24 protein-coding genes are annotated in these 20852 nt (G+C 69.0%); 16 read left to right on the forward strand and 8 right to left on the reverse strand.

Features of this window, described 5'->3' with window-relative positions:
• The first annotated feature begins 58 nt into the window (after nt 1-58).
• Both VD997_16635 and VD997_16640 read left to right on the forward strand, forming a co-directional pair.
• The gene (locus tag VD997_16635; protein HYE63620.1) at nt 59-682 is read left to right on the forward strand and encodes a hypothetical protein; all 624 of its coding nucleotides are present in this window, start codon (nt 59-61) and stop codon (nt 680-682) included.
• Nucleotides 679-1296 carry a hypothetical protein gene (locus tag VD997_16640; GenBank protein ID HYE63621.1) on the forward strand — a complete coding sequence of 206 codons (618 nt, stop codon included), beginning with the start codon at nt 679-681 and terminating at the stop codon, nt 1294-1296. The genes VD997_16635 and VD997_16640 overlap by 4 nt, the downstream gene beginning before the upstream one ends.
• Before the next feature lie 240 nt (nt 1297-1536).
• Here the strand turns inward: VD997_16640 and VD997_16645 are convergent, their stop codons facing one another.
• Nucleotides 1537-3168 (reverse strand): DnaA/Hda family protein, encoded by a 1632-nt coding sequence (locus VD997_16645; GenBank protein HYE63622.1) that lies wholly within the window; start codon nt 3166-3168, stop codon nt 1537-1539.
• A 434-nt stretch (nt 3169-3602) separates the two neighbouring features.
• Complete coding sequence (locus tag VD997_16650) at nt 3603-4604, reverse strand: GNAT family N-acetyltransferase (GenBank protein ID HYE63623.1); 1002 nt, start codon at nt 4602-4604, stop codon at nt 3603-3605.
• A gap of 77 nt (nt 4605-4681) precedes the next feature.
• On the opposite strand from VD997_16650, the gene VD997_16655 reads away from it, so the two are divergent.
• The 3 genes from VD997_16655 to VD997_16665 all read left to right on the forward strand — a co-directional run bounded on the left by VD997_16655 (nt 4682) and on the right by VD997_16665 (nt 6746).
• Nucleotides 4682-5332 carry a hypothetical protein gene (locus tag VD997_16655; protein ID HYE63624.1) on the forward strand — a complete coding sequence of 217 codons (651 nt, stop codon included), beginning with the start codon at nt 4682-4684 and terminating at the stop codon, nt 5330-5332.
• Nucleotides 5333-5501: 169 nt separating this feature from the next.
• Complete coding sequence (locus VD997_16660) at nt 5502-5792, forward strand: bL27 family ribosomal protein (protein ID HYE63625.1); 291 nt, start codon at nt 5502-5504, stop codon at nt 5790-5792.
• Between the two features lie 72 nt (nt 5793-5864).
• Nucleotides 5865-6746, forward strand: a complete 882-nt coding sequence (locus tag VD997_16665; GenBank protein ID HYE63626.1) for a LysR substrate-binding domain-containing protein — start codon at nt 5865-5867, stop codon at nt 6744-6746.
• A gap of 50 nt (nt 6747-6796) precedes the next feature.
• On the opposite strand, the gene VD997_16670 is transcribed toward VD997_16665, so the two are convergent.
• Genes VD997_16670 through VD997_16680 form a run of 3 tightly spaced genes read right to left on the reverse strand, consistent with a single transcriptional unit; the run spans nt 6797 to nt 8713 of the window.
• Nucleotides 6797-7990: a DegT/DnrJ/EryC1/StrS family aminotransferase gene (locus VD997_16670; GenBank protein HYE63627.1), complete on the reverse strand. Its 1194-nt coding sequence runs from the start codon at nt 7988-7990 to the stop codon at nt 6797-6799.
• A gap of 37 nt (nt 7991-8027) precedes the next feature.
• Nucleotides 8028-8435 carry a PIN domain-containing protein gene (locus VD997_16675; GenBank protein HYE63628.1) on the reverse strand — a complete coding sequence of 136 codons (408 nt, stop codon included), beginning with the start codon at nt 8433-8435 and terminating at the stop codon, nt 8028-8030.
• Nucleotides 8432-8713 (reverse strand): hypothetical protein, encoded by a 282-nt coding sequence (locus tag VD997_16680; GenBank protein HYE63629.1) that lies wholly within the window; start codon nt 8711-8713, stop codon nt 8432-8434. Before VD997_16680 ends, VD997_16675 begins: the two co-directional genes overlap by 4 nt.
• Before the next feature lie 207 nt (nt 8714-8920).
• Here VD997_16680 and VD997_16685 point away from each other — a divergent pair, with 207 nt between their 5' ends.
• From VD997_16685 to VD997_16725, 9 genes are all read left to right on the forward strand, one after another.
• On the forward strand, nt 8921-10135 hold the full coding sequence (locus VD997_16685) for a type II secretion system F family protein (GenBank protein HYE63630.1): 1215 nt from the start codon (nt 8921-8923) through the stop codon (nt 10133-10135).
• A gap of 81 nt (nt 10136-10216) precedes the next feature.
• Nucleotides 10217-10633 (forward strand): type II secretion system protein, encoded by a 417-nt coding sequence (locus VD997_16690; GenBank protein ID HYE63631.1) that lies wholly within the window; start codon nt 10217-10219, stop codon nt 10631-10633.
• Between the two features lie 91 nt (nt 10634-10724).
• Entirely contained in the window at nt 10725-11447 is a 723-nt protein-coding gene (locus VD997_16695; protein ID HYE63632.1) for a type II secretion system protein, read from the forward strand.
• Nucleotides 11444-12811 carry a hypothetical protein gene (locus tag VD997_16700; protein HYE63633.1) on the forward strand — a complete coding sequence of 456 codons (1368 nt, stop codon included), beginning with the start codon at nt 11444-11446 and terminating at the stop codon, nt 12809-12811. The genes VD997_16695 and VD997_16700 overlap by 4 nt, the downstream gene beginning before the upstream one ends.
• Nucleotides 12808-13653: a hypothetical protein gene (locus VD997_16705; GenBank protein ID HYE63634.1), complete on the forward strand. Its 846-nt coding sequence runs from the start codon at nt 12808-12810 to the stop codon at nt 13651-13653. The genes VD997_16700 and VD997_16705 overlap by 4 nt, the downstream gene beginning before the upstream one ends.
• A 46-nt stretch (nt 13654-13699) precedes the next feature.
• Nucleotides 13700-14542: a hypothetical protein gene (locus tag VD997_16710; protein ID HYE63635.1), complete on the forward strand. Its 843-nt coding sequence runs from the start codon at nt 13700-13702 to the stop codon at nt 14540-14542.
• 5 nt (nt 14543-14547) lie between these two features.
• Nucleotides 14548-16167 (forward strand): hypothetical protein, encoded by a 1620-nt coding sequence (locus VD997_16715; GenBank protein ID HYE63636.1) that lies wholly within the window; start codon nt 14548-14550, stop codon nt 16165-16167.
• Nucleotides 16164-16748 (forward strand): hypothetical protein, encoded by a 585-nt coding sequence (locus VD997_16720; protein ID HYE63637.1) that lies wholly within the window; start codon nt 16164-16166, stop codon nt 16746-16748. Before VD997_16715 ends, VD997_16720 begins: the two co-directional genes overlap by 4 nt.
• Before the next feature lie 4 nt (nt 16749-16752).
• On the forward strand, nt 16753-17379 hold the full coding sequence (locus VD997_16725) for a hypothetical protein (protein HYE63638.1): 627 nt from the start codon (nt 16753-16755) through the stop codon (nt 17377-17379).
• A 47-nt stretch (nt 17380-17426) separates the two neighbouring features.
• Here the strand turns inward: VD997_16725 and VD997_16730 are convergent, their stop codons facing one another.
• Together VD997_16730 and VD997_16735 are read right to left on the reverse strand one after the other, a co-directional pair.
• Nucleotides 17427-18539, reverse strand: coding sequence for a protein arginine kinase (locus tag VD997_16730; protein HYE63639.1), 1113 nt, complete (start codon nt 18537-18539; stop codon nt 17427-17429).
• Between the two features lie 15 nt (nt 18540-18554).
• The gene (locus VD997_16735) at nt 18555-19145 is read right to left on the reverse strand and encodes a UvrB/UvrC motif-containing protein (GenBank protein ID HYE63640.1); all 591 of its coding nucleotides are present in this window, start codon (nt 19143-19145) and stop codon (nt 18555-18557) included.
• A gap of 113 nt (nt 19146-19258) precedes the next feature.
• Between VD997_16735 and VD997_16740 the strand changes: the two genes are divergently transcribed.
• Together VD997_16740 and VD997_16745 are read left to right on the forward strand one after the other, a co-directional pair.
• Complete coding sequence (locus VD997_16740; protein HYE63641.1) at nt 19259-19768, forward strand: hypothetical protein; 510 nt, start codon at nt 19259-19261, stop codon at nt 19766-19768.
• Between the two features lie 9 nt (nt 19769-19777).
• Nucleotides 19778-20233, forward strand: coding sequence for a YetF domain-containing protein (locus VD997_16745; GenBank protein ID HYE63642.1), 456 nt, complete (start codon nt 19778-19780; stop codon nt 20231-20233).
• A gap of 137 nt (nt 20234-20370) precedes the next feature.
• Here VD997_16745 and rpmB read toward each other — a convergent pair whose 3' ends face one another.
• On the reverse strand, nt 20371-20649 hold the full coding sequence (gene rpmB / locus VD997_16750; protein ID HYE63643.1) for a 50S ribosomal protein L28: 279 nt from the start codon (nt 20647-20649) through the stop codon (nt 20371-20373).
• Between the last annotated feature and the right edge of the window lie 203 nt (nt 20650-20852).

A 20852-nucleotide genomic window follows, 5' to 3' on the forward strand; every position in this document is an offset into this window, starting at 1 on the left:
TCGGGCAGGGCGGCGAGCCCTGCCACCAGCGATACCGATCGCGAAGTACGCTGCGGTGATGCAGCGACCGCCGCGCCTGAAACGCTGGAGCCTCAAGATCGCCGCGTGCCTGCTCGCGGGCGCGGTGATCACGTGGGCGGTGGCGTGGGGGTGTGCCATCTACTGCGAGCTTCCAGTTGGGGGCGTGCTGCGTCGATCAACGCAGGGGCGTCCATTCGAGTGGCCGTCTCCTGCACCGGCGGGCTGGCCTGCGAAGCCCGCCGCGCAGTTCACATCAAAGGGCCCCGGGATCACCGAGCATGACTCCGTCGGCCCTGACAACGGTCGATTGGACGGCTCATTCCCCTGCACGATGCTCGCGAGGGACTGCGGGTGGCCTCTCCGCTCCATGCGTGCCCTGCGCCGGACCCCGCAGGGCCCCTGGCCCACTGAGGAGTGGGACTCACCGGAGGCGCCCTGGCTCTGGAGGGGACCCATCGGGCGGCGCTTGCCGATCCAGGTCCTGCCGCTGGGCTTTGTCACCAACACACTGCTGACGAGCGCCGTGCTCTTCTTGACGTTCACTTCCCGTGGCGTGGTCCGTGGGTGGGGGCGGCGGCCTGGCCACTGCCCCGTGTGCGGATATGACCGCGCCGGGCTCGCGAGCGACGCGGCGTGCCCGGAGTGCGGGGGGAAGGCGTGAAGAAGCGGTGCACCGTCAAGGTCGCGCTGTGCCTGCTCGCGGGCGCGGTGGTCACGTGGGCGGTGTGCTGGTGGTCCGCGGTGCGGGGCGTTGAGCCGGGACGGACCGCGGCCGTCAGCGTCACGCTGGAGGACAGAGTGATCCGTTGGGGAAGCCGCCGAAGGACAATTTTGGGTGAGGAGTGGCGCCTCGCACTCCCCAGGGGGATGGGCGGCGAGCGTCGGCACGTCGAGCCGCCGCGGTGGGTCGGCGCGTTCCCCGACAGTGACTACACCGAGTCTGTTGCAGTTGGACTTCCGTTGCGGGCGATGGCGATGCGGCGCGCTGTTGTTGCGCAGCCCGCCGGGCTCCAGTTGATAGTTGACGGCGCCTTCGTCTGGTGGCGTGATGGGTGGCCGCAGCCACTCCCGACCCAGGTCCTCCCCCTCGGTTTCGCCTTGGACACCCTGCTCGCGGCGGGCGTGGTGCTGGGGGTGGTGGAGGGCGTGCGCTTCGCGCGGCGGCGATCGCGGCAGCGCAGGGGCCGCTGCCCCAAGTGCGGCTATGACCGCCGCGGGCTTGCGAGCCACGCGGCAGCCTGCCCGGAGTGCGGGACGGCGGTGGGAACACGGTGAACGTTGGGAACGAGCCCGGAACGCAGTGACGGGTTCTGGGTTGAACCCTGCGCTTGGGAAGACTCGGTCCGCTCACTTCGTTCGGGGCTCGTTGCGAACGCGACCGCGGTGACTCGCGGTCCTGTGGTCAACGCGAAAGGCACATAGCGACGCAGAGCCGTCGCCATGGCACGCAAAAAAAAGCCACCGAGATGAGGGCATCTCGGTGGCACGGGTAGACGTGTCGTTGCGCTCAGCGGGTCACAGGCCCGCGGCGTGGCGGACGATCTGCCTGCTGAGGGCGTCGATCAGCTCCATCAGGGTGCTGCCGGCGTGGTTGGGGACGAGCTCGGCGGGGATAGGGTCCTTCTTGGCGATGTCGCGCTCCACGCGCCGGTGGGCGGTGATGACGGTGGAGTGGTTGCCGCGGCCCATGGCGCGGGCGATCTCGGGGAAGGACAGCGTGGTCAGCTTGCGGCAGACGAAGCTGGTGACCGAGCGGGCCAGCACCACGCGGGGGTGGCGGCCCTTGCCCATGAAGTCGTTGAGCTCGACGTTGAGGGCGCGGCACACCTCGGCGATGATGGTCTGGGCCGCGATGGGGCGGCGGGGGCGGAGGGCGGGGGCGGGGCCGTCCGTCTTGGGCTCGTCGGCGGCGTTGAGGCCCAGGGCGCGGCGGACCAGGCCGAGGCTGATCTCGCCGTGGTTGGGCGTGGCGTCGGGCAGCAGGCGGTGGATGGCCTCGATCTGGATGAGCAGGCCCTCGAGCTCGCGGACCGAGCCGCCGAAGCCGCCGAGGCTGCCGATGGAGCGGGCGCTGCGGTCGCACAGCAGCTTCACCGAGGCGTCGTCGAGCTTCATGCTCCGCTCGGCGGCGAGGTGGCGGATGAGGCTGGTGCGGAGCTCGGCGTCGGGGGTGTCGATCTTGACCACCGCCCCCGCCATGAAGCGAGAGACCAGCTTGTCACTGAGCTTCTTGATCTCGCGGGGGTGCTCGTCGCTGGCGAGCACCACGCGGGCGCCGTCCAGGCCGATGGCGTCGAAGGTGTGCAGCAGCTCGGTCTGGGTGGCGTCCTTGTTGGAGAGGAAGTGCACGTCGTCGATGCAGAGCAGGTCCACCTTGCGGTAGGCCTTGCGGAAGGCGTCGACCTTTCCGGTGCGGACGGCGGTGATGAACTCGTTGGTGAAGGCCTCGGCGGTGGTGTACTTGACGTTGGCGGTGGGGCGGCGCTCCAGGAAGCGGGTGACCGTGGCCTGCAGCAGGTGCGTCTTGCCCAGGCCGCAGCTGCCGTGCAGGAAGAGCGGGGCGGCGGGGGCGGCCTCCTCCGCGAGGCGGAGGCACGCGGCGTGAGCGAGCTTGTTGGCGGCGCCGACCACGAAGTTCTCGAAGCGGTAGCGGCCCACGGGCTTGGGGGCGGGGCGGTGGCGCTGGCTGGCGCGGAGCGACGCGGGCGTCGGGGCGGGGGCGGGCTGGGCGCCGAAGGCGGCACGGTCGACGGTGAAGTGGACCTCGACGGGGGTGGCCCCGGGGACGGCGGCCGCGGCACGCTTGATGTGCTCGCCGAACTGGCTGCTGAGCATGCGGGCGAGCAGGTTGTTGGCGACGGTGACGTCGAGGCGGTCGCCGATCATGGTGAAGCGGGTCTGCCCGCTGAAGTAGCGCTGCATTTTGTCGTGGCCCAGGTCGGCTTCCAGCCGCTCCAGCACCCGCTGCGCCGTCGTCGTCTCCTTGTGCTCCGCCTCGCTGCTGATCTCCGCCGCCGCCGCTCCACCATCCACACGCGTGCTCATCATCGTCATGCCCGGCTCCATCAGGCTCACCACCACGGACGATTCCTTGAACCGGTGGCCACCCTCGGCGCGAGGGATGACCGTGGGCGCGATCGTGTCCATGCGATCGCGCCTGCGCCCGGCACATACCAACCTGGTTGGAGAGTCCTTTCACGGTTCCGTCGACGCGCAGTCACAGCGGCCCGCGTGTGCGGGTCACTCTCCCAACGGTGAAGTCGGGCCCAACGGAGATGTCGGGGTGCGACGGGTGTGAGGTCCCCGTGCGCGGGTCGGACGAACGGCCAGTCCATGGCCTTCTGAATCCCCCAGCCGTCGCGTCGCTGCGGCGTCTGGTGCGGGGCGGAAGGTAAGCGAACCCGCGCGGGTCTTCAACGCCCCGGACCTTCACTCACACGCGTGTCCCACGCCGTTGTCGCTTTCTGGCATGTGCGGCGCAATGACTTAGTGCAGTGAAAAAAATCTTACACACGGGGCGTGGAGTGTTCAGCGTGGATAAAGAGTGTGCAAACTGCCTCTGAGAAAACTCTCATGCGAGGTCAGCGCGCAAGTCCCCGGACGGGCCGCACGAACGCGATCCGCTCACCGAAACTCCTGAAGCCAAGTGCCCCGTACAGGCGGAGCGCCGGGGCGTTGCGGCGGTCCACGGCCAAGGTCATCGGCCATGTCGCGTGCCTGCGGCGGAGCTCCTCAATGCCCTGCAGCAAGAGGTGCTTTCCCAGGCCCTTGCCACGGATCTCCGGGGAGAGGCCCAGGTAGACCAGCTCGGCGGACGCGGCGTCGGGGACGGCGCTGAAGAGGGCGCAGCCGTGCGGCTCGCCCTGATAGGTGACCAGCCACCACGTGTGGGGGTCGAACTTCCCGGTGTCCTTGTGGGAGGCGAGGATGTCCCTGGTCTCGCGCAGGCCGCAGAGCTCGGGGCAGTCGAGAGTGTCGACGTAGGAGCGGTCCATGGCGGCCACGAGGGCGGCGTCGACCTTGGACTTGGGGAGGTCGCTGACGCGGGTGAGGGTGACGCCCTCGGGCGTCTGGAAGGGTTTGACAGGGCGGGGCGTTGGGCCGGCGGGGCGGCGGAGATAGCTGAGGTGCCCGACCATGGTGAAGCGGGCGTGGGTGAGGGCGTCCACGAACCACGGCTCGGTGGGGTCGGGCAGGGCCTGTGCGATGTGCACGCGCTGGCTGGGCTCCTGACCCAGGTGATCGCAGGCAGCATCGAGCACGGCGACGCGCTCGGCGAGGGCTTGGGCGGCGTCCTCGCCCTCCGGCATCGGCTCGCTGAGGAAGAGCATGGCCGTGCGTCCGGCGCCGGGGACGGCGAGGCAGGCCTGGCGGACGCGTCGGCGCTGGTCGAGGGTGGCCCAGATGAGGGAGAGGTCGATGCCGTGGGACGGGGCGGAGGCAACGAGGCGTCGTGCGGCGGCCTCGGTGTCATTAGAGGCTTGGGAGACGAGGCGTCCCGCGGCGGCGAGCGCCAGGTCGGGGGATATCCTGACCGCGATTGGGCGGCCAGCCGAGGCGGGATTTGGAACCGAACGGCTCACGGTGCGCAACGGTACGTCGGTTTGACGGGGCGGAATCCGCCAGTAGACTGGACGGCTTGCCTTATTGGGAACCCACGATGAAGACTCGCACCAACCGCCGCTCGTTCTTCAAACTCGCCGGCCTGCTGGCCCTCTCGGCCGCCGCCCTGGTGGGGGTGGGTTCCAGCATCGGCATGGGCCCCGAGCCCGACCCGATCCCGAAGAAGTGGGAGCTGACGGTCGATCCGGGCGCGCTGCGGTACGCCAGCGTTGATGACGGCAACGGCGCCAAGGGGTACTTTTACTTCACGTACACGGTAACCAACGCGACGGGCAAGGACATGCTGTTCACGCCCTCATTCGAGATGTGCAACGACCAGGGGGACGTGGTGCGCTCGGGGCGGGACGTGCCCGCGGCCGTGACCAAGGCCTTGCTTGAGAAGCTGGACAACCAGTTCCTGCAGGACCAGATCAGCATCGTGGGCACGCTGCTGCAGGGCGAGAGCAACCAGAAGCAGGGGCTGGTGGTGTGGCCGGCGACCACGCTGCGGTTCAGCGAGATGGAGATCTACGGCTCGGGGTTCAGCGGCGAGACCAAGAGCATCGAGACCAAGGACGCCAAGACCGGCAAGACCACCAAGGTGATCCTGCGGAAGACCCTGTGCCTGAAGTACCAGCCCACGGGCGAGGTACGTGACCAGGGCTCCAAGCCGTTTGAGCTGATCGAGAAGCGGTGGGTGATGCGGTAAGTTCCTTGGGGTGCTCGGGTTGCCCCTAGGCCTTCCCCAAGGTGGGCGGCACTTGTACGGTGATTGATGCGCGGCCCGCGCCTCGACTCGGCGGGGGCAGGCGTCTAATCTTCCCTCCCATTCCAGAGAGTTCCGGGCCCTGAACGCCCGCTTTGAGAGGTACTTCGTCATGGCACACAAAAAGGGCCAGGGTTCAACCAAGAACGGTCGTGACTCCAATCCGCAGTACCGCGGGATCAAGCTCTACGGCGGCGAGGTCGCTCAGCCGGGCTCGATCATCGTGCGTCAGGTCGGCACGCCCTTCATGGCGGGCTACAACGTGATGCGCGGCAAGGACGACACCCTGTTCTCCGTCGCCAACGGCACGGTGATCTTCCGCGGCCGCAAGGTGCACGTGAAGCCCGCCGACGAGAAGGCGAACCAGCCGGCGTGGATGCGGGCTGAGACGGCGAAGGCCTGAGGCGAGCGACATCATCGAATATCGAAGACCCGCCGGTGAACGGCGGGTTTTTCTTTGGGGTAGTCTCCGCGCGTGGAACTGACGCCGCTCCGCTACTTCATCGCGATCGCGACCGCCGGGCACATGACGCGAGCGGCGCGGGCGCTGGGTGTGACGCAGCCGGCGTTGTCTGCGGCGCTGAGGAAGCTGGAGGCGGAGGTAGGCGCGGAGCTGCTGCACCGCACGGGGCGCGGCGTCGAGCTGACGGAGGCGGGGCGGGTGTTCCTCGCGGCGGCGGAGGACACGGTGCGTCGGGCCGAGGGCGCCGTGCGGGCGGTGCGCGAGGTGGTTGGGCTGGAGCGCGGGTCGATCCGCGTGGGTGGCGGTGCGACGGCGACGACGTACCTGTTACCAAGGGTGGTGAGCGCGGTGCGGGCAGCGCACCCGGGGCTGCGGTTCTACGTGCGCGAGGCGGGGTCGCGGGCGGTAGCTACGGCGGTATTGGCCGGGGAGCTGGACCTGGGGATTGTCACGCTGCCGCTGGAGCAGGCGGTGGCGCGGGAGCTGGTGGTCGTGCCGCTGGTGGAGGACGAGCTGCGGCTGATCGTGCCGGCGAAGCACGCGCTCGCGGGCAAGCGGCAGTTCAAGTGGCAGGACCTCGCGGGCGAGGGCGTGGTGGCGTTCGAGGCGGGCACGGCGGTGCGCGAGATGATCGACCGCGCGAGCGCCGCCGCGGGGGTGTCGCTGAACGTGGTGATGGAGCTGCGATCGATCGAGTCGATCAAGCAGATGGTGGCCGCGGGGATCGGTGTGGGGTTCGTGTCGCGGTTCGGGCTGCGCGAGGGCGAGGGGCTGACGTGCCGCGATGAGCGGCTGGCGCGCCGGCTGGCGATCGTGCGGCGGGCGGACCGGGCGGCGAGCGCGGCGGTGGCGGCGTTCGAACGGGCGGTGCGGAGCGCGAAGGCGCCGAGGTGATGGTGAGTCGAACCACCGAGATGAGGACATCTCGGTGGCACGGTTGATCATCACGCCCGGGTCAGATTTTCCTTCTTGATCAGCAGCTCCAGCGTGCTGGCGACCGCGTCGACCTGTCGGGCGGTCATGTCGTTGAAGAACGGCAGGGCGATGGTGCGCTGGCTGACGCTCTCGGCGATGGGGAACATGCCGGGGCGGAAGCCGAACTGCTCCTGGTAAAAGGGCTGGAGGTGGATGCAGGGGAAGTAGTCGGAGGCGCCGATGTCGTTGGTGCGCAGGCCGCGGATGATGCGGTCGCGCTCTTCGCCGGTGTAGCTGGGCTCAAGGCGGACGACGTAGACGAACCAGCTCATCTCGCTCTCTTCGTCGACGGTGGGGAGGATGAGGTGGGGGTGGCCGCCGAGGCGGTCCATGTACATCTGCGCGACCTTCTGGCGCTTGGCGATGATCTCGTCCAGGCGTCGCATCTGGCCGACGCCGATGGCGGCGTTGACCTCGCTCATGCGGTAGTTGTAACCAAGTCGTTCGTGGTGGAGCCAGGACCCGGTGGGCTTGCCGCCGACAGTTGCCTCGCTCGCGCCCGCGCCGCCGCGGAAGCCCAGGGCGCGCCCCTGGTTGCGGAGGGAGCGGCACATCTCGGCGAGGCGCTGGTCGTCGGTGACGATCATGCCGCCCTCGCCGGTGGTGATCTGCTTATTGGGGTAGAAGCCGAAGACGCCGACGCGCCCGAAGTGGCCGGCGGGGCGGCGCTTGTGGGTGGCGCCCAGGGCCTCGCAGCAGTCCTCGATGAGCGGGATCTCGTGGCGGGCCGCGATGGCCGCGTACTGGTCCATGTGCATCGGGTTGCCGAAGGTCTCGACCGCGAGAATGGCCCGGGTGCGCGGTGTGATGGCGGCCTCGAGCGCCCTGGGGTCCATGTTGAGGCTCTTGGGGCAGATGTCCACGAACACAGGCTTGGCGCCGACCATCAGGATGACGTTGGACGAGGCGATGAAAGAAAAGGGCGTGGTGATGATCTCGTCGCCCGGGCGGATGTTGAGGGCCAGCAGCGCGAGGTGCAGGCCGCAGGTGCCCGAGGACACGGCGACGCCGTAGCGGCAGTCCGCGGCGGTGGCGACGAGGGTCTCAAACTGCTCGGTGAGCGGGCCCATGGCCAGGCGCCCGGAGCGGAGCACCTTGAGGACGAGCTGCTCCTCGAGGTCGGTGATGTCGGGGCGGGAGAGGGGGATTTCGATGGCGGACATGGGGGAAGGGTACTCCCGGAGGATTGCGGCGCTGCGGCTAAGCCCCGTGGGGCCCGAGCACCGTCAGATTGGCAATGTTGGCAAAGTCGCGCTCGTTATTGGTGACGAGCGGGATTCCGAACTCAATCGCGGTTGCCGCGATCCAGCAATCACTCTCGCCGATTCGGCGGCCCATCCGGTTACGTGCCACGAAGACGTCTGCCCAGATCCGGGAGGTCGTTGGCGTCAACGGCACCACGATGTGGCGTCGGATGGCATCCTCGAGCGCTTGCTGTCGGCGGGGGCCCCACTTATGGATGAGCGCCCATCGGTAGAGCTCGGCGACCACCATGGCGGAAAGGACCGGTTCAGCCCTTTCGAGGTGCCGCTCAAACCGCGCGCGGCGCGTGTCCTGCTTGAGCATGTAGGAGAACACGTCAGTGTCCACCGCAACGCGCGAGGTCATCGACGATCCTTGATCGACCGGATGAACTCATCGACGTCGAAGTCTGCGAAGAGCTCGGCGGAGCCTATCTCGTCTAATGATCGGAGCGGGCGTACGCCCTGTTCCCTTGCAAGCTCATCCAAGGACGGCGGGTTCTTCGCCAGGTGGTCGGCGCGCCGGATAGCGTCCTCACGAGACGAGTCGACCACTGGCTGGAACTCAATAGGCGTCCCGTTGGGGAAGCTCACGTCCCCATCGGGCTTGATGACACCATCCTGGTACACGCCTCGGTAGTCCATCTCGTTGATTATCGTAACCCCCCCGCCCGGTGGTGCAATCTACGGTCTTCCGGCGGGGGTAGGGCGAGATGAAGACTTCTCGACGTCACGGTTACCGGCCGCCCTGCCACCCTGCGCCCGTCCGCCCCGGCCCCACCTGTGGGCAGTCTGACCCCTTAACCGCTCCCCTTCCCAAGCCCCCCCGAACAGTCACTAGACTTCCCGCCAATGACAGGCGTGAGCAGGGCCTCTCCCCCATCCCAGTACCTCTACCTCGCGGCCAAGCCCGACGGGGGCCGCACGCTCGGGCTGCGCAAGGCCCGCAGCCAGCGTCACCTCTCCGAGGACCTCCGCCGGCAGCGGCTGGTCGCCCTCAAGACGTGGACGGTGCCGGCGTGGGCGGGGCGGGGGGAAGACAAGGTCAAGCTGAAGGATCAGGCGGAGCTGCACCTGCAGCTCGCGCAGCTCTTGACGCGGGCCGTGCCGCTGGTGGAGGCCCTGGAAGTCACGGCCACGGCGGTGGCGCCCAAGACGCGCCCACGCGTGGAGAAGATGCGCGAGATGGTGGCGGCGGGCTCGAGCTTCTCCGATGCCGCGGAGGCCGTGGGTGTGTTCGACCGCGTGACGATCGCGGTGTACCGCTCGGCGGAGCGGACGGGCGATCTTGCGGGCGCGGCCAAGCAGCTGGCGCACACGACGCGCCGGCAGCTGGCGATCACCGGCAAGGTCGGCACATTGATGATCTACCCGATCATCGTGCTGTCGCTCAGCGTGCTGGTGTCGGGGTTCATGCTGATGGTGATCGTGCCGCGCATCGGCGCGGCCCTGGCGTCCTCGGGCACGGAGGTGCCGTGGATCACGCAGAAGATGGTGTGGCTGGGGACCACGCTGGGGGCGAACTTCGCGTGGGTGGCGCTGGTGCTGGCGCTGCTGACTGTGGTGGTGTTCGGGCTGCGCGCTCACATCTTCCGCGGCGCGATGCGGTTTGCCCGCGTGGCGCCGGTGCTGAAGGACGTGGTGCTGACGCAGGAGTCGGCCCGGTTCTTCACGGTCATGGCCGCGATGACCCGCTCGGGCGTGACGCTCGCGGATGCGCTGGGCGTGGCCACCACGGCGATCGGTCACCCGCGCCTGCGGCAGCAGCTGACCCTGCTGCGGACGCGCCTGATCGAGGGCGGCGTGCTGCGCGTGCTGATCGATTCGGTGGACGCCCTGCCGCTGGCGACGCGTCGGCTGCTGATCGCGGCGGAGCGCTCGGGCGACCTCGAGTCGGCGTTCGACACGCTGGCCGAGGACATGGCCGTGGAGCTGGACCGCAAGAGCACGCGGGCGCTGGCGGCCCTGGAGCCGGTGCTGATCATCTTTATGTTCCTCATCATCGGCAGCATGGTGCTGGTGATCATGATCCCGCTGATCAAGTCCGCCGCGGCCGCGGGCGGCTGATTGCTGCGGGCAAACCGACGAACAAACCCGCGGGGCTGGCCAACAACCCCCGTGGAACACGCAGAAGACTGGAGATTGAACATGGTCCGGAATGCAACCGCCCGTCGTACACGCCGCCGCGCCTTCTCGCTGCTGGAGCTGATGCTCGTCGTGGCGATCATGGGCATCCTTATGGCGGTGGTGGGGTTCAACGTGCTGGGCTCGGGCGAGCGAGCCAAGAAGCGGGCGACGGAGGCAACGCTGAAGAACGTGCAGACGGCGCTGAAGGCGTACCACCTCGAGCAGAGCGCCTTCCCGCCGGACCTGCAACTGCTGATCACCACCAAGCACCTGGACAACGTAAAACTGGCGGACGGCTGGGGCACCGCCCTCATCTACAACCCCACGGCTGCGTCCACTGCCCCCGACGTTGACCAGCCCTATCAGCTTGGCTCGGCCGGCGCGGACAAAAACCCCGGAACCGCCGACGACATCAGCGTCTGGACGATCAATCGCTGAGACCGGCTTGCACATGCACGCTGGGCACGCACACTGGATGCTGCCGCACGCCGATCCCTCACCGCACACCAGAGAGTCAGAGGCACCCAGGGTGGAACCCGCACGCCACAACCCCCGCAGGACTCGCCGCTCGCTGCGGCGGGGCCTCACGTTCATCGAGACGGTGTGCGCGGTGGCGCTGCTGGGGATCGTCGCGGCCACCGTGTACGCCACCTTCGGCACCATCATGGGGACGCAGGACCGCCAGCAGCACCGCCTCAACGCGATGGAGGTGGCGAACCGGCTGATCCTCCAGTACCTGGACGACGCCCGCACCATGCCGCAGGCGGGGCTGCCGGTGGAGTACGGGAAGTACCGCTACCGGTGGGAGCTCACCGAGGTCCCCGTGCGGCTGGTGCCCAGCCGCCAGGACATCGCCGACGAGCGGGCAAGCGCGGCGCCGATCAGTGTTGACCGCATGCAGGCGCTGGCCGTGAAGGTGTGGCTGAGCGAGGAGTCGGGCGGGTCGCTGCAGTACGACACGGCGGTGCCGGCGGTGGCGCTCACGCGCCTGATGGACCCGATCGCTCTGCGGAACCCTGACACCAACATCCTGCTCGCCACCGACCAGCACAAGCAGTCCGAGTTCCTGGAGCGGTTCAACCGCATCGGGCGGAACGCGACCAACCGCGGGCGGAACAACGCGTCGGGCACGACGCCGCGTTCGAACCCAACGCCCCGCGCCCAGCCGACCACGACGCCGACGAACACGCCGACGAAAGGGGGCAACCCGCAGCCGCGGGGCAGCAAGCCTCTGACCGGGGGCGGCAAGTGAAGCGCCGCGCGTTCACACTCCTGGAGACGATGCTGGCGGCGGGCATCGGCAGCGTGGTCGTGCTCGCGTGCGTCGCGATCATGTACTCCATGCAGCGCACCGACCGCATGATGGAGTCGCGGGCGGAGGAGCGGGCGGCGCTGGGCCGGATCCGCACAGTGATGGAGCGGACGTTCAGCTCGCTGCTGATGTCCGACGAGCCGCAGAGCCTGTACAACCCCGAGGCGAGCGACGCGGAAGAGACGGGCCAGTTCAACGGGCGCCTGCCGACGAACCGCCGCACGAACACAGCGGGCAACAACACCGCGAATGGCACTTCGGGCAAGACGCCTGGCCGCACACCGTCGACCGTTGCGGGCGGCGACACCAAGGCGGGCGAGAACGCCTCGGCGGAAACGCCGCGCGAGCCGCGGGTGCCGCCGCTGCCACGGATGATCCTGGGGCTGGACACCAACGCGCCGCTGGCGCTGCGCTACCAGCCCTCGAAGGATCTGGAAGCGGTGGACATCGCGCCGCAGCGGCTGGAGGTGGTGCTGCATCGCTCGCCAGTGCCGCAGGCGACGATCGACCCGCTCGAGATGCCGCTGCCCCCCCGCAGCTACCGCCGCAACCGCAGTTCGACGCCCGAGGAGGAGACCGAGGGCGGGCGCAACATCGAGAATGTGGGCATGGGCAACGAGGAGGCCCAGGAAGCGGCCGCGGATGCCGAGGCCGAGGACGCCGCCCTGCCCGTGCGGGCGGTGCGCGGCGTGTTCGAGCTTCACCCCCAGCCGCCGCGCAACTGGCGGGCCCCGGGTGTGCCGCAGGCCCCCGCGCCGGATCCGCGTACGGGCGGCTACGAGGCGACGGGGCTGTGGGAGCTGTGGTGGGTGCCGCTGCCGCCGCCCAACTCCGAGGGGCTGGAGCTCACGCGTCAGGAGGCGATGTTCTCGGGGCTGGGACGGCCCTTCCTGGTGGCGGGTGACCTGAAGTACGCGCGGTGGACGGCGTTCTTCCGCCGCAGCAAGCGGGCGGATCTGATCAGCACGTGGACGAGCGATCTGCCGGCGTACATCGAAATGCAGGTGGAGACCGCGTCGGGGCTGCAGTCCAACTGGATGTTCGAGCTCGACTGGGCGAGCGGGCCGGAGGTGGCCAAGCGGCCCGATACTACTGGTGAGGCTGGCTCCCAGACGGCGCAGGGCACTGATGAGAGCGCCACCGGCGGCACGGCAATCAACCGCAGCGACCGGCCGACCACGCGTGCTGGCGGGGGGCGCACGCTCGGCCGCCCGGCGAGCAAGGGCGGGAGCCCATCGCCGAGTCGCTCCACGCGCCCCGCGCCGATCCAGGCTTCACCGAACCCCGAGGGGGCCAAGCCGTGAGCGCCCGTCTGACTAGATCGGATACGCGCCGCGGGTTCGCCATGGCCATCGTGCTCATGCTTCTGGCGGTGAGCGGCGTGGTCATCGCGTTCATGCTGGACCGCCAGGCGAACCAGACGCGCACCGTGCAGCGCGAGATCGAGTCGTACACCTTCCACCACATCTCCCGCGGCATCCAGGAGGCGGTGGAGGCGTGGATCCGTAGCAACGGGAACAACCCGCTCGGCCCCGCGCTCTCAGACGACGGGCACGCGTTTGATCTTGTCGTGGAGCGCGGGCAGACGGTGGAGGTCTACTTCCTAGACGCCCAGGGCGCGGTGCTCGCGGAGTTTGCGGGCCTGACCGGCGACAGCCTGGACATGGCCATCGACATCCTCCAGCAGCTACGGCGGGCGGAGAACCGGCGCACGGCGGAGTACATCCGACGGGAGGGGCCGGTGGCGATCAGCATCAACGTGGCGCCCGAGCCGGTTCTGCGGGCGGTGATCTCCTCGGTGCTCGATCAGATCCAGACCAACGCCCTGGTGCGCGAGATCATGACCGCCCGCGCGGCGGAGGTGATCGACCGGGCCAAGCTCGAGGCGATCTTCCGTGATGCGGACACGCCCGGGGCGAACATCCCCAAGCTGACGGCGCTGCTGGCGACCGAGCCCGTGCTGTGGCAGGTCATCGCCCAGGCAAAGTCGCCCGAGGGCGTGTGGCCCCCGCCCCGGGGGACGATCCGATATGGAGGGCTGGCGCTGGTGTCGACCGGCGCCGCGGCAGCGGGGCGGAACCGCTCGGCCGACCTGCAGCGGTCTTCATCCATGATCTCTTGGGAGAACCTGAGCGAGCAACCGTAGTATCGTTTGGGGGCTGAACGGGAGCGGCCCCGCAGGAACCATGGCCATGAGCATGAGCGCACTCAGCAAGCAGAAGGCAACCACCCTCACCAGGGCGGCCCAGGGCGCCCTCGCGCTGCTCGTCGTCGCGGCTGGCGCGGCGGTCGCCATGTCCTCGCGCTTCGCCAGCGACCCCGAGCGGGCCGGGCCGCTGGTGCTCCCCACGGTGGACCTGGGCAACGGCAAGAACACGCCCGCGCCCATCAACAACAACATCGACTTTGCGGCTGTGGGTGATCGGCTCGGTGCCGTGTCGAACCATCCCAAGCCGGTCGTGGTCGCTACGAACAATGCGCCCGGCGCAGCCCAACCGCCGCCGCCCGCGCCGGTGAACGAGATGAAGTACCTGGGCGCGGTGGGGGTGGGCGCCAACAAGGTGGCCCTGATCTCCGACAACGGCAGGCAGCGCTTTGTGAGCGTCAACGACGACCTCGCCGGCGGCAAAGTGGAGCAGATCACCGACACCGAGGTGCGGGTGGGCGGCGCGGCGTCGAAGGTGATCACCCTCGCGAGTCGCTCAAGCGATGTGGTGACCCGCGCGGGGGCGCCGCGACCCGCGACGCCGGGCGTGAACACGGCGAGGGCTCCGATGCCCGGCACGCTCCAGGCTTACCAGCCCACGCCGCAGCCCGTGGACGAGGCGCTGCGGGTGAAGGGCAACATCCCCGACTACGTGCCCCAGGGCGAAGAGCGCGAGTTCATGATGGTGCGTGAAGAGCTGCGGGCCACGACCAAGTTCGCGAGCGAGGATGAGCTCAACGAGATCGCCTCCAAGACCTGGGAGGAGAAGAAGGGAACGACGCCGGAGATGGAGCGGTACCGCAAGATGCAGGAAGGGAAGGAGAAGTAAGCGCAGTGACCGTCCGCGTCTGCTATCTCTCCAGAACCTCCCTCGGCTCCTCGATCCGCTCGCTGCGGCTTGTCGGGCACGCCTCCGATGAGGCATGGCCCACCGGCCAGGGCGTTGTCGACGCGGACCACGCGGCCCAGTGGGTCCGCTCGCGCCTCGCGAACCTGCGCTCCACCAACTCGCTCGCGCTGCTGTGCCTGGATGTCGAGGGCGGCGTGTGCTCGTGGCTCTCGGCCCCGTCGGGCAGCCCGGCAATGGTCGCGGCCATCGCCCGCGGTGGGTCTCTCGCTGCAGACGATGCGCCCGCGCGGGCCGGTTCGTCGCCGATTGAGTTTTACGCGGGTGATCCCTACGCCTCCTCGATCCAGCCGCTGGACCACGTGAACGGCGCCACCAAGGCCGAGACACGGCGGATGCCGGTGCTCGCGATCAGCGATGTTCCGGGCCGGCTGCTGATGGACGCGCTGGACCGCGTGAACATCAGCGTCGAGGCCGCGGCCACGCTGTGGCACGTGATGGCGCACACCTGGGACCCTGGTTCGCCTCGGGCCGGGACGCCCGCGACCGGCGATCACGAGGCGCCGACGGACGCGCCCGTCTCGGGCGTGGTGATGGTGGACCCGGAGAATGCGCGGCTTCTGTGGACGTGGTCCCAGGCGGGGCGGTTGCTCGTGGCCGGCTCCATGCGGCTGCGGCGTGCCGCGGTAGAGACCAATGCGATCACCGAGTCGGATTCCGACGCGGCGGCCCCGATGACCATCGCGTACGGGGCCGAGGACGTGTCGCGTCTCACGGTCGAGTGGCTCTCGTGGGCGGCGCAGGTGGGGCAGGTGCCGACGCGGATCGTGTGCATCACGCCGGATCAGGCGCAGGCGGGTCCCTTCGGGCGGGCGCTGGGCCAGGCGTGGAACGGCGCGACGGTGGACGTGGTGGTGCGGCCGGACCCGATCGGCGACACGCTGGCACGGGCCGCGAGCATCATCGAGAACACGCCCAAGGCGGCCGACGACGACCCGCAGCTGGCGCTGGTGGAGCTCAGCAGCCGCCCGGGGCGGTCGCACCGGCGGCTGTTCATGTGGTGGTCCGCGGCGGTGGCCGTGGGCGCGGTGGCCTTGGGGCTCTTCGGATGGCAGCTCCAGCAGAACGCGGCGGAGGCCCGCGAGGCGGCCCTCACGTGGCGCGATCAGCAGGGCGAGGCCATCGCGGAGGTCATGCCCGGCGCGAAGACGGGCGTCGGGCCTGAGGGCTCCCTGTACAACCAGCTTCGCAACGAAGTGACAAGGCTCGAGAAGGCGGCATCCGGGCCCCGCCGCAACGACAACCCGCTGCCGGTGCTCCAGGAGCTGGAGACGCTGTCGCTGGTGATCGGCAACAGCGGCCTCGCGCTGGACACGCAGGGGCAGGGCATCGAGATCGACTCGCGGGGGGCGCGCATTCGAGTGCTGACGAACACCACCAGCGAGGCCGAGGCGCTCTTCGAGGCCTTCAAACGCGTGTCGGGGTCCAACCTCGTCGACTGGACATTCAACCCGCAGAGCCGCACCGAGGGCGAGGCCGTGCGTGTGCGCGGCGAGTACACCGCGCGGTGGGACCCCAGGCTCAAGCCGCAGGAGGCTCCGCGATGAGCCGGTCCATGCCCGCGCACCTGGCTCCCATCGAGGACGCCCGCATCGAGCAGGCCGCGGCCGCGGCCCGCACCGCCCGCCGCAACCAGCCCAAGGGGCTGCTGTTGCTGGCGTCGGTGCTGCTGGTGGGCGCGATCATCTATCTGACCATGGGCTTCCTCGCGCAGCGCGAGGCGGCTGGCGAGCTGAGGGATGCCCGCGAGCAGGCGCAGGAGACGGTCGCGTACGCCGCGAGGCTGCGGGCGCTCAAGGCCGCGGCCGCCTCGGCCCCCCAGGCCAACGCCAGCGTGAGCTTCCTGCGGACGCGGATCGAGCAAGCGGGCATGGAGGCGGGGCTGACCGAGGCCGTGCGGCTGCCGCGTGAGACGCCGGAGAACGTGCAGCAGTCGCTGGGCTCGCGCAAGCGGAACTTTGAGTACACCATCAGCGACCCGTCGATGGGCGCGCTGCTGTCGTGGATGCAGCGGGCGGTGGCGGCGGTGCCGGGGCTGGAGATCAGCAGCGTCAGCATCACGCCCGAAGCCAACAAGTGGCGGGTGCGGGTGATCTTCTCCCGGTGGGAGAAGTGGGAAGGGGCCTAGAGGCATGAAGATGAGCAAGAGCATCCTGCTCGCGTGCGGGGTCGGTCTGTCGGTGCTTGGCCTTTCAGCCGGGTGCGCCTCGAACCGCGCCCCTGTGGTGACGGCTCCGAGCGAGGCCGACCTGCGTGCCGCGATGGCGATCGCCGCGCGCGGGCAGGAGGAGTTCAACCGCCGCAACTACGACCGCGCGATTGACCTTTTCCGCGAGGCCCTCACGCTCCGGCCGGACCTGGGCAGCGTGTACAACAACCTGGGGCTCGCCCTCCAGGCCCGCGGCAACGACCTTGACTACCTCAACGCGATCGACGCGTTCAAGCGCGCCGCCGACCTGCTGCCTGTCGACGAGCGGCCCTATCAAAACCTGGGCGTGCTCTACCACGAGCGCGGCTTCGCCGACGAGGCCCACCGCTACTTCAACCTCGCCCTGGAGCGCAACCCCAACAACCTTGAGTGCCTCCGCGGCTCGATCGGGGCCGCGAAGCTGCTGCTCCGCAGCGAGGAGGCGGGCCTGCAGCGGGTGAACCGGGCCCTGCTGATCGACACCGACCCGGCGTGGCGGAAGATCCAGGAGTTCGAGCGCGTGCGGATCCAGCACGACCTGGCTGAGGCGGCGATGTCGGCGACGCGGTGACGAGCCCGACGCGCAAGCGAGGGTCTGGACTCAAAGTTGGCTGAAACTCAGACCGTGCGCGGGTCAAGCCGCCCACGGACCAGCATCGCTCTTGCCAGCCGCCGCTGCTCCTGGTCGAGCTCCTTGCCCACGACCCGCTGCAGGTGCGCGGGCTGCACGAGCAGCATCAACTGGTTGATTAGCTTCTGCTCCGCCTGCGGCAGGATGCCCAGCAATGAGCCGAGGCGTGCAAGGCTCAGGGCCTGCATCGCCTCCTCCGTGGTCAGCAGGCGGGCGCTGGTGAGCAGGCCCCACGCCCGCCACACCTGGTCCTCCAGCACCGTGCGGCGCTTGCTGACCAGGTCGCGACGGGACTCGCGCTCGTACTCCACCACCCGCGGGATGATCTGGCTCTCCAGGTCGTGCAGTATGGTCGCCTCGGTGCGCCCCAGCGTCGTCTGATTCGAGAGCTGGTACAGATCGCCCACGGCGTCGGAGCCCTCGCCGTAGAAGCCTCGCACGGCGAGGTTCATGCCGTCGGCGGCACGCTTCACCTTGTCAATGTCGCCGGTCAGCCGCAGCCCGGGCAGGTGCAGCATCACGCTCATCCGCAGGCCCGTGCCCACGTTGGTCGGGCAGGCCGTGAGATAGCCGAAGCGCGGCGAGAAGGCGTAATCGAGCCCCGCCTCCAGCTTGTCGTCCACCTGATCGACGTCGCGCCACGCGGCCGAGAGGGCCAGCCCGCTGCGGATCCCCTGGATGCGCAGGTGGTCCTCTTCGTTCACCATGATCGAGAGGCGCTCTTCGGGGATGGAGATCGCCACCGCCCGCGGGTCCTCGCCGGGCGTGCCGGTGCCGGCCTTGCCCTTGCTGTGCTGCTTGCTGATCAGGTGCCGCTCGACGAGCATTGAGCGGTCCAGCACCGGGGCCTCGTGCAGGTCGACCCAGATCATCCGCTCGGCAATGTTCGCCCGCAGGATCTGGTTGCGGCAGGCTTCGAGGGTGGCGAGGCGGTCCTTGCGGCTGGCCTTGGCGGCGAAGGGGGCGCCGGCGATGTTGCGGGCCAGGCGCACGCGGGAAGAGAGGACGACGTCGAAGCAGTCGCCCTCGCCGCGCAGCCATTCGGTGGTCGCTTCAAAGGCGGGCAGCGGCTTCTTGGGATCGAAGGGGCCGGAGGTCATGGTCGCGTGTGTTTCTCAGGCGGGCTTGGGTGGCTGGTTGGGGCCCGCATCGCTCATCTTCTTGAGCTCATCGCGCAGCTTGGCCGCCTCTTCGTACTTCTCCGCGGCCACGGCGAGCTCCAGCTGCCGGCGGATCTTCCGCAGGCGTGCGGCGCGGTCGTCGAGGTCAACAACCGGTCGCGGCGCGGGCTTCGGAGCGGCAGGCGCCGGCCCCGCGGCCCCGCCCAGCATCCGCTTGGGCAGCTTGCCCGCGTGCTTGATGCCCCCGTCGTGGGCCCGCTCCAGCAGCGGACCGAGCTGGGCCTCGAACACGCGGTAGCAGTCGGGGCAGCCCAGCAGCCCATGCTGGCGGAACTCATTGAAGGTGGTCTTGCAGGTGGGGCAGACGTGGGCGCGCCCCTGAGCGGCGGAGGTCGCGGGGATCTGCGTGAGGCCGTGGGAGAGGACGTAGTGCTTGATGAGCTCGTTAATGGGGGTGGCGGGCTGCACCGCAATGCCCTGCTGGGCGGCGCAGCCTTCGCAGAGGTGCTTCTCGATCTTGACGCCGTTGCGGACGGTCATCTCGTGGACCGTCGCCTCGTTGTCGCAATGATCGCACTTCTTCATGGCAGATGAAGTTTACGGGCGGCAAACGGGCGGGCCACCCGGGTTTTCGGCTTTGCATGCGGGTTTATCCCGCCTGTTAGGGGCCGGCCACCAGCTTGGGCGGAGGTGGACCGATGGCCGCCGACATCGAACATGCGGGGGAGGAGCACTTCTCCCAGGAGCGGCGGGAGTGGGTGATCCAGCGCACCGCCTGGGCGGTGATGGCGCTGATCCTCGTCGCGGCCCTCCTCGGGTTGTTCGGCAACGGCCCCCTGAGCAAGAGGGTGGTCGAGAGCGACCCGGCGGGCCTGCGGATGGAGTACCAGCGGATCGTGCGGTACCAGGCGCAGACGCAGCTGAAGCTGCGGATCGATGAGGTTCAGGGCGAGGAGGTCACCGTAACCTTCGGCGACGGCTACTTCGAGCACTTTGAGCTCGACACCGTGGTGCCCGAACCCGACGAGCAGCGCTCGGGCGATGGGCAGCTCGTCCTCGTCTTCAAGCCCGCCCGGGAGCGTGGCCCGGTCGAGGTCAGCGTGCGAGCGAAGGTCGAGAAGCTGGGCACCATCGATGGCAGCGTGAGCGTCGAGGGTGCCGGCGACGTGCCGCGCCGCCTCCGTTTCGAGCAGTTCGCCCTTCCCTAGGAGGCCGCGATGGACGCCGTCATCCGTGTGGTCGCGATATACGTGTTCCTGATGCTGGTTTTCCGCCTGTCGGGCAAGCGGACGCTCGGGGAAGCGACCCCCTTCGACCTGCTGCTGCTGCTGGTGATCAGCGAAACGACCCAGCAGGCAATGGTGGACGACGACCACTCGATGACCCACGCCTTCCTGCTGATCCTCACGTTCGTGGTGCTCAACCTGGGTATGTCGCTGCTCAAGCAGAAAAGCCAGAAGGCCGAGCGCGTCCTCGACGGCGTGCCGGTGATCCTCGTGGACAACGGGCGCTTCCTCAAGGAGCGGGGCGACAAGGAACGCGTGGACGAGGAGGACATCCTCGAGGCCGCCCGTCAGACGCACGGCCTCCAGCGGATGGACCAGGTGAAGTACGCGGTCCTCGAGCGCGACGGCAAGATCGCGATCGTGCCCAAGGAGGGCGCAGGCGGGTGATCGATAGAGAGCCGCTCTATCGATCAGAATCGGGCTTCGTTTGATCGATGAACCGCGTGGATATGCAAGGTCCGGGAGAGCAATGAAAAAGGGCGGCCTCTTGGACCGCCCTTCGTCAGTTCAGCTGTGCTTCGGGCTCAGTGCCCGGCCGCGGCCTTCTGCTGGCGGGTGTAGCCGTACTTGCGCTTGAGGGGCTTCACCACCAGGCCCGTGCGGATGGCCTTGGTGGAGACCTTCACGCGCTGGGGGACGCCGTCGATCAGCGCGGTCAGGGTCTGCAGGTTCGGCTTGAACGTGCGGCGGGTGATGCCCGTGGGCTTGAGGCCGAAGCCGCCCTTGGACACGGCCTGGCCGCGCCAGGCGCGCTTCATGCCGCGGGAGGTCTTCTTACCAGTCAGGGCGCAAACGTTGGGCATACCACACCTCAAAAGAGAACCCGGCCCGGTCTGGGCAGGGCCCAAAGTATTGGCCGGTCAGGGGCGGGCGGCAAGGGGGCTGTCCGAAGTCCTCGAGCCGAGGCATCGGGCCAGGCCAACCTAAGTCCCAGAACAGGGGGTGGTTGGAGAAGAAGGACTGTACTGATTGAAGGGCCCGCCCCACAGGTTCATGGGCCCTGATC

This window comes from Phycisphaerales bacterium (genome assembly GCA_035627955.1).
Classification (GTDB): domain Bacteria; phylum Planctomycetota; class Phycisphaerae; order Phycisphaerales; family UBA1924; genus JAEYTB01.